14 protein-coding genes and 1 pseudogene are annotated in these 12,563 nt (G+C 47.3%); 7 read left to right on the top strand and 8 right to left on the bottom strand.

Translation table 11 applies throughout. From position 1 onward, the window contains the following. Positions 1-35: 35 nt before the first annotated feature. Entirely contained in the window at positions 36-953 is a 918-nt protein-coding gene (gene gcvA, locus ACI0FF_RS16190) for a transcriptional regulator GcvA (RefSeq protein ID WP_419797799.1), read from the bottom strand. Between the two features lie 145 nt (positions 954-1,098). On the opposite strand from gcvA, the gene ACI0FF_RS16185 reads away from it, so the two are divergent. After that, positions 1,099-1,380 carry a ribbon-helix-helix domain-containing protein gene (locus ACI0FF_RS16185; protein WP_419797798.1) on the top strand — a complete coding sequence of 94 codons (282 nt, stop codon included), beginning with the start codon at positions 1,099-1,101 and terminating at the stop codon, positions 1,378-1,380. 82 nt (positions 1,381-1,462) lie between these two features. On the opposite strand, the gene ACI0FF_RS16180 is transcribed toward ACI0FF_RS16185, so the two are convergent. The 4 genes from ACI0FF_RS16180 to ACI0FF_RS16165 all read right to left on the bottom strand — a co-directional run bounded on the left by ACI0FF_RS16180 (position 1,463) and on the right by ACI0FF_RS16165 (position 5,803). Next, positions 1,463-3,070, bottom strand: coding sequence for a fumarate hydratase (locus ACI0FF_RS16180; protein ID WP_419797797.1), 1,608 nt, complete (start codon positions 3,068-3,070; stop codon positions 1,463-1,465). 70 nt (positions 3,071-3,140) lie between these two features. Further along, positions 3,141-3,653: an SspB family protein gene (locus ACI0FF_RS16175; protein WP_419797796.1), complete on the bottom strand. Its 513-nt coding sequence runs from the start codon at positions 3,651-3,653 to the stop codon at positions 3,141-3,143. 136 nt (positions 3,654-3,789) lie between these two features. Further along, positions 3,790-4,290, bottom strand: a complete 501-nt coding sequence (locus ACI0FF_RS16170) for a hypothetical protein (protein ID WP_419797795.1) — start codon at positions 4,288-4,290, stop codon at positions 3,790-3,792. 25 nt (positions 4,291-4,315) lie between these two features. After that, positions 4,316-5,803, bottom strand: a complete 1,488-nt coding sequence (locus tag ACI0FF_RS16165; protein WP_419797794.1) for a carboxypeptidase M32 — start codon at positions 5,801-5,803, stop codon at positions 4,316-4,318. Between the two features lie 3 nt (positions 5,804-5,806). Here ACI0FF_RS16165 and ACI0FF_RS16160 point away from each other — a divergent pair, with 3 nt between their 5' ends. Continuing rightward, positions 5,807-6,604 carry a thermonuclease family protein gene (locus tag ACI0FF_RS16160; RefSeq protein WP_419797793.1) on the top strand — a complete coding sequence of 266 codons (798 nt, stop codon included), beginning with the start codon at positions 5,807-5,809 and terminating at the stop codon, positions 6,602-6,604. Then, positions 6,604-7,563 (top strand): prolyl aminopeptidase, encoded by a 960-nt coding sequence (gene pip / locus ACI0FF_RS16155; protein WP_419797792.1) that lies wholly within the window; start codon positions 6,604-6,606, stop codon positions 7,561-7,563. Before ACI0FF_RS16160 ends, pip begins: the two co-directional genes overlap by 1 nt. On the opposite strand, the gene ACI0FF_RS16150 is transcribed toward pip, so the two are convergent. After that, positions 7,551-8,417 (bottom strand): mannose-1-phosphate guanylyltransferase, encoded by an 867-nt coding sequence (locus ACI0FF_RS16150; RefSeq protein ID WP_419797791.1) that lies wholly within the window; start codon positions 8,415-8,417, stop codon positions 7,551-7,553. The genes pip and ACI0FF_RS16150 overlap by 13 nt on opposite strands. Before the next feature lie 104 nt (positions 8,418-8,521). Between ACI0FF_RS16150 and ACI0FF_RS16145 the strand changes: the two genes are divergently transcribed. The 3 genes and pseudogenes from ACI0FF_RS16145 to ACI0FF_RS16135 all read left to right on the top strand — a co-directional run bounded on the left by ACI0FF_RS16145 (position 8,522) and on the right by ACI0FF_RS16135 (position 10,917). Then, positions 8,522-8,962 (top strand): DUF411 domain-containing protein, encoded by a 441-nt coding sequence (locus ACI0FF_RS16145; protein WP_419797790.1) that lies wholly within the window; start codon positions 8,522-8,524, stop codon positions 8,960-8,962. A 524-nt stretch (positions 8,963-9,486) separates the two neighbouring features. Further along, a pseudogene (locus tag ACI0FF_RS16140) lies at positions 9,487-10,265 on the top strand (IS5 family transposase). Continuing rightward, positions 10,249-10,917 (top strand): hypothetical protein, encoded by a 669-nt coding sequence (locus tag ACI0FF_RS16135; RefSeq protein WP_419797789.1) that lies wholly within the window; start codon positions 10,249-10,251, stop codon positions 10,915-10,917. Before ACI0FF_RS16140 ends, ACI0FF_RS16135 begins: the two are co-directional and overlap by 17 nt. A 208-nt stretch (positions 10,918-11,125) precedes the next feature. Here ACI0FF_RS16135 and ACI0FF_RS16130 read toward each other — a convergent pair whose 3' ends face one another. Then, positions 11,126-11,365 carry a hypothetical protein gene (locus ACI0FF_RS16130; RefSeq protein WP_419797788.1) on the bottom strand — a complete coding sequence of 80 codons (240 nt, stop codon included), beginning with the start codon at positions 11,363-11,365 and terminating at the stop codon, positions 11,126-11,128. Further along, positions 11,362-11,763, bottom strand: a complete 402-nt coding sequence (locus tag ACI0FF_RS16125; protein ID WP_419797787.1) for a putative toxin-antitoxin system toxin component, PIN family — start codon at positions 11,761-11,763, stop codon at positions 11,362-11,364. The genes ACI0FF_RS16130 and ACI0FF_RS16125 overlap by 4 nt, the downstream gene beginning before the upstream one ends. A gap of 378 nt (positions 11,764-12,141) precedes the next feature. Between ACI0FF_RS16125 and ACI0FF_RS16120 the strand changes: the two genes are divergently transcribed. After that, positions 12,142-12,480, top strand: a complete 339-nt coding sequence (locus ACI0FF_RS16120; RefSeq protein ID WP_419797786.1) for an AAA family ATPase — start codon at positions 12,142-12,144, stop codon at positions 12,478-12,480. Positions 12,481-12,563: the final 83 nt, after the last annotated feature.

Below are 12,563 nucleotides of genomic sequence, written 5' to 3'. Positions count from 1 at the left end.
TGCACGTAAAGTGACGGTTTTGGGGCATAGCTCCGTCAATTTTGCATAGCTGCTTCTTCCTGCACCCATTTTCGAAAGAGTATAACTTTTTCAATATCGCCACGCCCTTCGGGGTAGGCGAGATAATAACCGTCTTGTTGGTCCGGCATGACCGGGGCTTCGAAGGGGATAATCAGCTCCCCACTTTGTAATTCGTCCAACACGGCGGTTTTTCCTTCCAAAGCCACCCCCAATCCGTTAATGGCGGCTGCAATGGCAAGAGTGGCACGGTTGAAATGCAATCCCTTTGCCGGGTTAATGCCTTCCACACCAGCATTTTCCAACCACATGGACCATGACGTCAGACGTGCTTCACTATGGATTAATGTATGCCCTACAAGGTTTTGCGGACAGGTGAGGGGAGCTGCTTGTTGAATTAAGGCTGGAGAACAGACGGGCACCATTGTTTCGGGGAAAAGCATTTCACAGACCAATCCCGGCCAAACGCCGCGTCCGTACATCAATCCGACATCAAATTGCCCGGATAGGCTCTCGGTCGGGTTTAAGGTGGAGTTCACCCGGATGTTGACATCGGGGTAGGCACTGACAAAACGATGCAAGCGCGGCATTAACCATGATTTTGCAAAGATCGGCGCGGTTGCCACCGTTAAAATATCTGAAGCGCCCTGTGCCATAACTGAGACAACCGCCTTTTCAATTTCATCAAAAGATCGCGTCAGGCTGGGTAAAAGCGCCTTGCCCGCGTCGCTTAATCGCAAGGCTTTGTCATGTCGTTTTCCTTTTGCAATACGATGAAACAGTTTCACCCCAAGGTAATCTTCCAAGGCTTGTACAGCATGAGAGACCGCAGATGGTGTGACATGCAGGTCTTCCGCAGCCTGTTTAAAGCTTAAAAGCCGGGCGGCGGCTTCGAAAGAACGCAATTGAGGGAGAGGGGGAAGGGATCTGGGCATCGTTTCACATGAATTTAATTCAACATATCAATGAAATCTTATCGTTTGTTCGAAGCAATGGAAAGGCATAAGAATAGAGAAATAAGAAAAACAAAGAGCCGATAGAGCCAAATAATTAAATTTTCTCATGGGGAGTTTCGACAATATGATGACGCAATCTGCACAAGCGGTTAACATTTATTGGGAACATCGCGGAATGACAGTGCCTCTTATGACTGAAAAACTCTCTTTACGAAAAAGATCGGTAACCATCGCCGGACACGGCACCAGTGTCTCGTTGGAAAATGCCTTTTGGGATGCGTTGAAAGACCTCGCAGACGAACGCGACATGTCGATGAATGCGCTGATCACCGAAATTGACAAAGAACGCACAGGTAATCTGTCTAGTGCAATTCGTGTCTTTATTCTTGAAAATATGCGCCGATAACATAAAGGCTCCCGCAGCACATTTGCCGGGGAGCCTTTGAAAAAAAGCCCCTGTTTTTACGCAGGGGCATTTTGTTTTGTAATTATACGAATTCTTTGAAGAAATCGTTGCCTTTGTCATCCACGATGATAAACGCGGGGAAATCTTCTACTTCGATTTTCCAAATGGCTTCCATACCCAGTTCAGGATATTCCAGACATTCCATTTTCTTGATGGATTTTTGCGTCAATTCTGCAGCAACCCCACCGATAGATCCCAGATAGAAGCCGCCATGCTTGTTACAGGCATCTGTGACCGCTTGTGAACGGTTTCCTTTGGCGACCATTAACATGGACCCGCCATTGGCTTGGAACAGGTCAACATAAGCATCCATACGTCCGGCTGTTGTCGGGCCGAAGGAACCGGAGGCATACCCTTCTGGTGTTTTGGCCGGACCGGCATAATAAACTGGGTGATCTTTAAAATACTGCGGCAATTCCTTGCCTGCATCCAGCAGTTCTTTCAGCTTGGCATGGGCGATATCGCGCGCCACAATCATGGTGCCTGTCATTTTCACACGGGTTTTCACCGGATATTCAGACAGGGTTTTCAGGATATCTGCCATAGGCTGATTCAAATCGATGGACACTTCCTGTGCGCTTTCAGCATCAGATACAGGCAAATAATCCGCCGGGTTGTCACACAATTGTTCAATGAAGACACCATCTTTGGTGATTTTTGCAAACAACTGGCGGTCTGCGGAACAAGAGACACCGATTGAAACCGGACAGCTTGCGCCGTGGCGCGGCAGGCGGACGACACGAACATCATGGCAGAAATATTTACCGCCAAACTGGGCCCCCATGCCCATGTCCTGTGTCATTTTCAGGACTTCCTGTTCAAATTCCACATCGCGGAACGCTTGCCCTTTATCGCCGCCACTTGTCGGCAGGTTATCCAGATATTTTGCAGATGCCAGCTTGGTTGTTTTCAGGTTGGTTTCTGCTGATGTCCCGCCAATGGTGATGGCAAGGTGGTAGGGCGGGCAGGCCGCTGTCCCTAATGTGCGGATTTTTTCATCCAAAAATGCTTTCAGGGAGGCGGGGTTTAACAAGGCTTTGGTCTGTTGATACAGATAGGTCTTGTTTGCCGACCCGCCGCCTTTTGCCATAAACATAAATTTATAGGCATTGCCTTCGATTGCATAAAGGTCAATCTGTGCGGGCAGGTTATTGCCTGTGTTGACTTCTTCATACATATCGACAGGTGAGACTTGCGAATAACGCAGGTTCAGGTCGGTATAGGCCTGTGCAACCCCTTGGGAAATGGCTTCTTCGTCCTGACCATCAACCCAGCAGTATTTTCCGCGTTTACCCATGACAATCGCGGTTCCCGTATCCTGACAGAGCGGTAGAATACCATCGGCGGCAATGGTTGCGTTCTTGATCATTTCAAGGGCAACAAAACGGTCATTATCAGATGCTTCCGGGTCATCCAGAATGCTGGCAACCTGTTTCATATGGGCGGGGCGCAGTTTATGAGAGATTTCCTTGAATGCTTCTTTCGTCAGCAAACGGATGGCTTCGGGGTCAACTTTCAACACCTCTTTGCCGTCGACCTCGATCGTGGATACAAAATCCGAGGTTAGCTTGCGGTATTGAGTGGTATCTTCACCAACAGGGAACATGTTGTAATAAACGGAATCGCTCATCTCTATCTTCTCATTCAATAGGTCTGTGAAACAAAAAAAAGGGGCTGGAAGAATCCAGCCCGAAGAAAAACTATTTCTTATTGCGAAAGGCATCCAGTGCAATCACATTGTCTTTGCCCTCTTCAGAGGTATCGGATGTCTTCTCTTCACCCGATTGCGATTGCATTATGTCTTCGTCATCATCATCCATCACATCGTCATCATCCAGATCTTCAGGATCAAGCATTTCCATCTTGAACTGCAATCCAAACTTCACGCTTGGATCGGCAAATCCGGTCACGGCTTCAAAGGGTACGTGGATGGGTGTTTTTACTTCGCTGAAGCTCAAAACCACATCAAAATACTCTTGCGTCACTTCCAGATCCCAATATTCGTGTTCAATCACAATTGTGATCTCTTCCGGATATTGATCACGCAAGCTGTCAGGCATGATCACATCGGGATGATCGGTGGCAAATGTAATATAAAAATGATGTTCGCCCGGCAGGCCGTTTTCCTGACAATAAGTCAGGGCTTTGCGCACTACACTTTTCAGTGCGTCTTCGATCCAGCGGTCGTATCGTAAGGTGTCCATGATATCCATGAAAAGCTTTCTTGGCTTGGAAAATACTATAACTTGTCCTCAATATAGAACCGAACGCAGAGCAAGGTAAACTTATTTTTCTATCCCTCTTATACCAACCTTTGGTATAGAGAAAATCAAAGAGTTCAACATCGCTTTATCGAGTGCGCCTTTCCGGGCCAGTATAGGCGGCTTGACGGCGGCGTTCTTCTTCTTTTGCGCGTTCCAGTTCTTCTTCATCGTCGATATCAACAAGGTCCATTGCACGATACGGATAGGTGTATTTTTGCACCACCGCTTCTCCCGTATCAATCTGGCCTTCTTCATATCCCTGAATCGTTTGGTCAACGATTGCTTCGATGAGTTTTCCGGTCACTTTGCGCAAAACATTTTCATCATAGAGATATTCTTTGTCGTAGATGATTTTTTGTAAATCCAATCGATGATGAGTTACAAATTTCAGCAACAACAAGGCAAAGGCTTTTTTCTCGATATAGGTTGGGGCAATATCAAGGATATCCTTCAACGTTAAATAAACGAGATTGGGAAAGCGCTGTGTTTCTTCAATATCTTCGAGATAACCAATCACATCGTTGAAGTAGTTGGCCCGTTCCGCATCCAGTGTTTTTAAGTTCTTTTCAACGATTCTTTTATGCATGGTCACTCTGTCCGTTTTTTTAATCTCAAGCCATATATCTCTTTTTAAGATGAGTAATGAAGACCTTGGGATCAAGGGTTTTGCCTGTAGCATGTTTTAAAATCTCTGATGTAGAGAGTTTGGAACCTTGCCCATGTATATTCGTTCTCAACCAACTCATCAATCGATCAAACCGACCACTTGCGATATCGTCATCTAGAGAAGGCAAGGCTTTTTGTGCTGCATCAAAAATTTGTGCTGCTGTCATCGCCCCCAGTGTATAAGTCGGGAAATACCCCCATGCGCCATCAAACCAATGGATATCTTGCATACATCCATCACGGTTATTTTCAGGCCGAATCCCGAGCATTTTTTCCATTAAATCGTTCCATGCGGCCGGGATGTCTTCAATTTCCATATCCCCTTCGATCAAAGCCCGTTCCAGCTTGTAACGTAAAATTACATGGGCGGGATAAGTTACCTCGTCAGCATCGACGCGAATGAAACCGGGTTTGACTTCGCGATACAGTCGAATGAAGTTTTCAAGGCCCCACTCTTCCCCCTTCCCCTGAAACGCGGCACTCATGTGGGGCACGGCATAACGTAAAAACGCATCGGATCGACACACCTGCATTTCCACCAACAAAGACTGGCTTTCATGCATACTCATGCCCCGTGCGGCACCAACCGGATGATAGCGCCATTCCTTCGGTAACCCCCGTTCATAAAGGGCGTGTCCGGTTTCATGCAGAACCCCCATCATGGCAGAGGTAAAATCATTTTCATCATAACGGGTTGTCAGGCGGATATCATCGGGCACCCCGCCACAAAATGGGTGGGCGCTGACATCTAGACGTCCATGATCAAAATCAAAGCCCAAGGCAGACATAAATTTACGTCCCAGTGCTTCTTGTTTTTCGATTGCAAAAGGACCTTTGGGGCGAATGGGTGTTTTGCCTTTTTGTTTTTCCAGAACGGATTGGAGAAAGTCAGGTAAGAACTCTTCAAGTCGGGCAAAAATTGGGTCGATATCGGCGGCTTTTCCGCCCGGCTCATATTGATCAAGCAAGGCATCATAAAGACCGCAATCCAGCTTTTGCGCTTTGGCCTGTGCCGATTGACGCGACAGATTTAAGACTTCTTTTAAAGCCGGGGCGACACGGGTAAAATCACCATCGGGGCGTGCCTCGCGCCAAATGCCTTCACAAGTTGAAGTCGCACGCGATATGGCCTCGACCAGATCTTCGTCCAAGGCGGTTGCATGGGTATAAGTGCGGCGCATTTCATAAAGGTTTGCAGCTTGCCAATCCTCCAGCCCACCATCATGTTCGGCCTCGTTTAGCAAATCACCCAAGGCGGGTTCCGTCATCATGGAATGTTTCAAGGTTGCCAGTAAAGCCAGTTGTTCGGCACGGGCTTGTGCACCGCCTTTGGGCATCATGGCCGCCAAATCCCAATGCAACATTGCCGAGGCTTCACCCAGAACCTCCGCACGTTTAAATTTCTTTTCCAATTGTGTGTAAGCGCGGCTCATGTCATGTTCTTCTTGTTGTTTCAATTCAATAATCCCAGACGGCTCATTTGGCCCAATGCCAGCAGCAGTCCCAACGTAATCATTATGGCAAGCAGTGTGAAGCGGTTCATTTCAAGCTATCTTTACCTTTTTTCCACTTTGTTGTTTGTGGGGCTATCGGGCCTTTCGGTCAAGGGGGCATTCGCCCAATCCCTAACCGATACAATTAAAGATATCCAGTTACCCTTTCAAGTCACCTTGGAAAAATCCGGTGATGTTCGTCTGGCAGGCCTGCTTTTTGATCCGCAATCAACAGGGTTGAATGACCTTGTCAAAACAGGGGATCGGGTTTCTGTGCGCCTGTTATCGGACAAGCCTGACAGATATGGGCGAAAACCTGCCCATATATATCTAAAAGACGGACGCTGGGTTCAAGGTGAACTGGTGCGCGAAGGTAAAGCAACGCCTTTTCCCTATCCCGGTGAAACCACCTTTATCCGTGACCTTTATTTGTTGGAAACTCCGAAAGCCTATTCGGCCTTGTCAGAAACTCTTCCACTGGACAAATTTGTCATTATTAAGGGGCGCGTGATTGATGTTGCGATGGTCAAGGGGATAACCTATTTGAACTTCGGCAATAACTGGCGTACTGATTTCACCATCAAGTTTTCTAAAAAGGCGCAAAAAAAATTTCGTGCATTTGGGTTTGACCTCCCCACATTAAAGGAGCGTGAAGTGCGTATTCGAGGCTGGGTTTTTCAACAAAACGGCCCTATGATAGCGCCCGAACATCCGGCTCAATTGGAAGTAATAGAAAAATAATGCCTTTTAATCATCACGGATCAAATCTGTTTCCCGCCCTTTCCCCCAATCACAGCGGTATGCTGGATGTTGGCGATGGTCATTCGATTTACTGGGAAGAATGCGGGAACCCCGACGGACAACCGATCTTGTTTTTACATGGTGGGCCGGGGGCAGGATGCGCGCCGGTGCATCGGCGTTTTTTCGACCCTGATCATTATCGTATCGTTTTACTGGATCAACGCGGTTGCGGTCGTTCTGTCCCAGCGGCCTCGATTGAAAATAACACCACTGATCATCTGGTGGCCGATTTGGAAAAATTACGTCGTTTGCTGAAAATTGACAGCTGGTTCGTTTTTGGCGGATCATGGGGGAGCACTTTGGCGCTGGCTTATGGTGTGGCCCATCCGTCACGGTGTAAAGGCTTCATCCTGCGCGGTGTTTTCATGGGCCAAGATTATGAAGGCGACTGGTTCCTGAATAAAATGGGGACTTTCCAACCCGAAGCAGCGCGCGCCTTTATCCATTTTTTACCAAAAGAAGAACGCACTGATATTTTAAATAATTACGTGCGACGATTAAACCATCCTGATCCAGATATTCATTTACCGGCGGCTTTTTCCTGGTCAGCCTATGAAGAAGCCTGTGCGACGCTTATGCCGTTTAACAACCCTGGTCAACCGGACCCGCACAGCACCTTGTGCCTTGCCCGGATGGAAGCACATTATTTCCAACATAATTTTTTCATGGAAAAAGATTATCTCTTAAGCAAGCTGCACCGTATTCTTCATTTACCCTGCATCATCGTGCAAGGGCGATACGATGTGGTTTGTCCGCCTGTGACGGCAGAACATTTATCGCGCAGCTGGCCAAATTCACAATTAATCATGGTTCCCGATGCCGGGCACAGTGCGCTGGAACCGGGTATTCGCAACGCTTTGGTTAATGCCACACAGGCGTTTAAAGTCTATTGCGATTGATCGGCGATTAATTTCAGGGCTTTCCAAATCCCGGGCCATGTGCCCAGATCAGACCATGACGTCAGCAAGGATACCACCGCACACTGATCTGTTTTTTCCAAAATGGCGACATCAAGGGATTGTGATGGACAGGAACCATAATCAAGAACACTGTTCTGATTTTGTGCCATTGCGCTTTCGCAGGCTTGTAACGCATCCGGGCAATGGGTTTGGGCCAGTTTGATCAATGTTTCCGGTGTGACACAAAATATACCGGCATTCCAAACAAAACGCCCTTGTGCGAGCAAATTACGGGCCGTTTCTTCATCGGGTTTTTCAACAAAACGTTCGACCTTATGTCCGCTATAACCGGCATGCAGGCGTGTGCCGACTTCGATATAGCCATAATGTGTGACGGGTCGGTCCGCAACGGCCCCAAACGTGACGATCCAGCCATTTTGCGCCGCACTTGCCGCATCGATTACAGCGCGTGAGAACGCGGTTTCATCGCCGATAAAATGGTCGCTGGGACAAATCAATAAGGGATAATTTTCCCCGCGCGCCTGTGCCCAAAGGGCGGCACTTAGACAGGCCGCCAAGGTGTTTTTGCCTTCGACCTCCAACAACAGGTCTTCCAGATCAAAGGCGATATCATCGGCCTGTTCCAAAACAAGATCTTTCAGGCGGACATTTGCAATGACCAAGGGGAGTAAGCACTCAGCTATATCAATGCGTTCCAGTGCCTCCTGAAAGGGGCTGTCGTCATCCAACAAAGGCAGGAATTGTTTTGGTCGCACTTCACTGGACAGCGGTTGCAGGCGCGTGCCCGATCCACCGGCCAGAATAACGGGGCGTAGGGTTGTTATCTCTGTCATGGGGCGATTTATACCTATTTTTTCAACCTTCCAGCAACGCGAAAGTCACAATTCGGTCTTAATTATGATGTTTTCTTGTGACAATCCGACGAAAGGACATTCATATGACGTACTTAAGACTCTTTTCCATCCTTGGCGTTTTTCTTATGAGCGCCGCGTTCACCCACGCACACGCCACAGACGTGACCGTTTACAAGTCCCCTTATTGTGGCTGTTGCACGGCTTGGAGTGAACATATGCGCGACAATGGTTTTACTGTCACGGAAATTAAACGCGAAGATATGGACACCATCAAAAAAGAAATGGGTGTCCCTGAACAACTGGAATCCTGCCACACCGCTATGATTGACGGGTATGTTGTTGAAGGTCATGTCCCGGCAGATGATGTAAAACGTCTGCTTAAAGAACGCCCGAAGGCGAAAGGCCTCTCTGCCCCCGGTATGCCGATGGGTTCACCGGGTATGGAACAAGGCGGCATGAAAGACCGTTACGTTACTGTTCTCTTTGACGAAGACGATAATATGAGCGCCTTTGCCCGGCACTGATTTAAAAACAAGGCCACCAATCCCCCACCGACAACCTTACAGCAGGCTTACAGTTATATGTATGGCCTGTTTTTTTTGTAACTTGCTTTTGGATTGTTTTTTGCTATTTTTCCATAAGTGTCCCCGTAGCTCAGCAGGATAGAGCATCAGATTCCTAAAAGAGAAATTGGGCATTAAGGTTGGAAACGCCTTAATGAATCCGCTCAAACTCAGGGAAGCCTTTAAACTGGTAATCCTGAGCCAAGCCCGAAATCCTTTTCGGGAAGGTGCAGAGACTTGACGGGCGGTGCCTAAGTCCTTTGGGATAAGGCAAAGAGAAAGTCCAGACCACAAAGCCGCGAAAGCTTGCGGTGGCGGCGAAAGCCGTAGCGGGTATGAATCTGAGGGTCGGAGGTTCGAATCCTCTCGGGGACACCAATTAGGTTTTTACTAAATTCGTTATTAATGCCTAGGTCCTGTTGACAAAGTGGGTTCACAAATTGCTTAGAATGTGATTCAAGACTTCTTTTTATGAGGAGAAGTCTATGCGGAATTTGATGAGCGACGATGAATGGTTATTCTTCGAGCCATTCCTTCATGCCCAAGGGCCAAAATCTGGCCGTCCTCCCTCAAATCACCGCCTCACTCTTGATGGTATTTTTTGGATTGCCCGGACAGGAGCACCTTGGCGTGACCTCCCCAATTACTTCGGTAAATGGTCCTCTGTTTATCGTCAATTCCGCCGCTGGACATTGCTCGGCGTTTGGGATGTTCTACTGGATGCCTTGAACGATGCCAAAGCCGTTCCAGATACAGTGCAAATGATAGATAGCACAATCATCAGAGCCCATCATCAGGCTGCTGGGGCAAAAGGGGGACTCAAAAAGAGGGTCTCGGCCGTTCAAAAGGTGGCTTTACGTCCAAAATACACCTTCGAACAAATGCCGAAGGCTTGCCAATAGCTCTGGAAATCAGCGAAGGCCAAACATCAGATTACAAAGGGTATGCTCCATTGATGGAATGGGGTGGTCCAGATGCCAAGGTTCTATTGGCAGACAAAGGCTACGATGCAAACTCCATTCGGGACGATATGGAGAAACGCGGTGGATACGCCATGATCCCAATGCGGAAAAACCGAAAGGAAATCACTCCCGTTGATGATTTCGTATATGGCTTGAGAAATCAGGTTGAACGCTGCTTCAACAAACTCAAAAATGCTCGCCGGGTTGCAACTCGGTATGACAAGACGATGCTCAGTTTCCTTGGCTTCGTGCAGGTCACATCAATTCGGGTATGGGTAAAATACTTTGTCAACAGGACCTAGTTTACTTGAATTGGCAGAGGAGGAAATTCAACTGGCTAAGCAAGAAGTTGATGATGTTTTGGGATTACTTTCCGTTGCTGAAAAAGAGCGAGACGATGCCCTCATTCATTTGCAAGATTTGAAGGCAGATTATTTTTCTGTCCAAGCACGTTTACAATATCAAGAAAAGTTGCTTGAAAAAAGGTCAGATATAGAAATTGAAATACCGAACACATTAGATAATCTGGAAACATGGTGCCAAAACCACTTGAGTGGTAGTGTTGTTGTGCACCAGAGAGCTATTAAGTCTGCAAAAATATCAAACTTTGAAGATGTCGCAATGATTTACAAAGTGCTTCTTATTTTAAAAGAGCACTATGTCCCAATGCGGAAAATTGGAGGTAGTGAATATGTTGACAAGTTTGAAGCTGCGATTTCTGAATGGGGACTCGAACACACAAAATGTTTTGGTCAAAAAAATAAAGCTAAGCAGTTCGATGGTGAGTATTTCATTACATTCCAAGGGGAGAGTAAGGAATTAGTTTGGCATCTCAAAGGCAGTTCTAGCCGAGATGGGAGATTAGGCTTTAGGCTCTATTTTTTCTGGGACGATGATACTAAACAAGTTGTTGTTGGCTATATGCCGGGACACTTAAAAACTGCTCAAACATAGAGATCAGGTTTTCGGGTCGGGGAGAGTGCGTATTCCAATAGCAAGGGGATACGCACCTATAGCATTTAGGCCGTAGACTCATAAACTTCTCATCCAAATGCGAACTGATGCCAGTTTTACGGCAGCGAGATAGTTTTCAGGGTTCTTATCGTAGCGGAGCCTATCTGAATAGCTGTGTAAAAGTCAAATCAAGTCCTGCCTTTGACACCTAAGTATCGCCATCCACAGGTTTACCATCCAGCTTTTGCACTTTATTCAGGACTGTATTAAAGGCACTATCGTCGGCCATGGCGGCTCGTTGGTTGATCACATTCATAGCTTTCATAGTGCCGACTTTTTCGGCGATGGCTGACAGGAAGAACTGGTTCAGGCTGCATTGATCCGTCGCAGCCGCATCTTTAGCCGCTTGCATCAGGCTGTCGGGCAGTCGAAGTGAATATTGGCTCATTTCAGTTTCTCCACGAATTCTTTCGGTGTCCAGATCGGCATGTGGCAGTTTCTAAAATCCCGCGTGTTATGAGTGATGATGGCGTGAGCCTGTCCGTTCATGGCAACTTCCAGAACCATGTCGTCCTTTGGGTCGTTCAGTTGCGGCCGCCAGAGAAAGTTAATCATCACCTGATCACTTTCACGGGCCAGCATGTTCAGCACAACATCCATATCTTCAACACCCAGCCCGGTCGCCTGTAACGTGCCGGAGCGTTTTAGAACATCTTCATATTCCAGAAACAGCAGCACTGATACTACCGGGGTAAATCGGGCTAGCTGTTTCAAGATCAGGAACGAAGCCCCATGCGGTGATCGCAACGCTGCCACCCACACATTCGTATCTATCACCACTCTCATGTTATGATTATATATGACGCCGTATATGATATCAAATAAGATTTCACTGGTTTGCGATTTTCTATTCCTGCTATTTTGGGAAAAGTTGAGATTTGGGGTAGACGATTCACTTTTGATTTCATAAAAGGTGAATCAAGTGGACGCCCATGGCATTAATATTGGGCATTGTTATCGTCTGTGCCGCTCAACAATCAGGGACCATAACTTAACCGTCCGGATGTTTGCCCGGACCGCTGCTGGCATGCTTCCGCAGTGCTGGATCATCTGATGATCAACATCAAGATGTTCCGTGAAGCTTTTGAAGGGCAAACGCCGCTAGATTTATTCAGATCATTTGATAATTTAAAAACCTTGGGGATGAATCCCGGTATTGGTTAAGTGAATACCTACGAAGGTGATCACACATCGGACTTTCGTGATTTCAGTGATGGGCAGTATCAATCTATCTACATTTACGCACTGACTGAAATCTTCAAGAATATCGAAGGTGGTCATATTACACTGTTGGACGAACCAGATGCGTTCTTTCACCCTGAATGGCAGCTACAATTCCTTGCCCAAGTCGCAGAAATTGCCAGTGGCGGTGGCGATACCGACAATAACCATATCCTGATGACCAGTCACAGTGCAGCGTCAGTTGCTCCCAAGAGCATTTCATCGACGTTCCGCTGCGACCATGGTGTTGGCAGCACGAAGGCCAGTATTACGTCACGTTGAAATATTCATCACAGACGGTAGCCATCAAGGGTAACAAGAGCATCGTGGCAGGACCGTCGTTATCCGATGTTGAGACGGTATTA

The sequence above is a fragment of the Terasakiella sp. 4MB5A genome (assembly GCF_050058155.1).
GTDB classification, from domain to species: Bacteria; Pseudomonadota; Alphaproteobacteria; order Rhodospirillales; family Terasakiellaceae; genus Terasakiella; species Terasakiella halodenitrificans.
This window is presented reverse-complemented; position numbering and strand designations above follow the sequence as displayed.

Coding starts and splice junctions, on each gene's coding strand:
- gcvA (WP_419797799.1), bottom strand. CDS start 953: ATGCCCAGATCCCTTCCCCCTCTCCCTCAATTGCGTTCTTTCGAAGCC.
- ACI0FF_RS16185 (WP_419797798.1), top strand. CDS start 1,099: ATGATGACGCAATCTGCACAAGCGGTTAACATTTATTGGGAACATCGC.
- ACI0FF_RS16180 (WP_419797797.1), bottom strand. CDS start 3,070: ATGAGCGATTCCGTTTATTACAACATGTTCCCTGTTGGTGAAGATACC.
- ACI0FF_RS16175 (WP_419797796.1), bottom strand. CDS start 3,653: ATGGATATCATGGACACCTTACGATACGACCGCTGGATCGAAGACGCA.
- ACI0FF_RS16170 (WP_419797795.1), bottom strand. CDS start 4,290: ATGCATAAAAGAATCGTTGAAAAGAACTTAAAAACACTGGATGCGGAA.
- ACI0FF_RS16165 (WP_419797794.1), bottom strand. CDS start 5,803: ATGAGCCGCGCTTACACACAATTGGAAAAGAAATTTAAACGTGCGGAG.
- ACI0FF_RS16160 (WP_419797793.1), top strand. CDS start 5,807: ATGTTCTTCTTGTTGTTTCAATTCAATAATCCCAGACGGCTCATTTGG.
- pip (WP_419797792.1), top strand. CDS start 6,604: ATGCCTTTTAATCATCACGGATCAAATCTGTTTCCCGCCCTTTCCCCC.
- ACI0FF_RS16150 (WP_419797791.1), bottom strand. CDS start 8,417: ATGACAGAGATAACAACCCTACGCCCCGTTATTCTGGCCGGTGGATCG.
- ACI0FF_RS16145 (WP_419797790.1), top strand. CDS start 8,522: ATGACGTACTTAAGACTCTTTTCCATCCTTGGCGTTTTTCTTATGAGC.
- ACI0FF_RS16130 (WP_419797788.1), bottom strand. CDS start 11,365: ATGAGCCAATATTCACTTCGACTGCCCGACAGCCTGATGCAAGCGGCT.
- ACI0FF_RS16125 (WP_419797787.1), bottom strand. CDS start 11,763: ATGAGAGTGGTGATAGATACGAATGTGTGGGTGGCAGCGTTGCGATCA.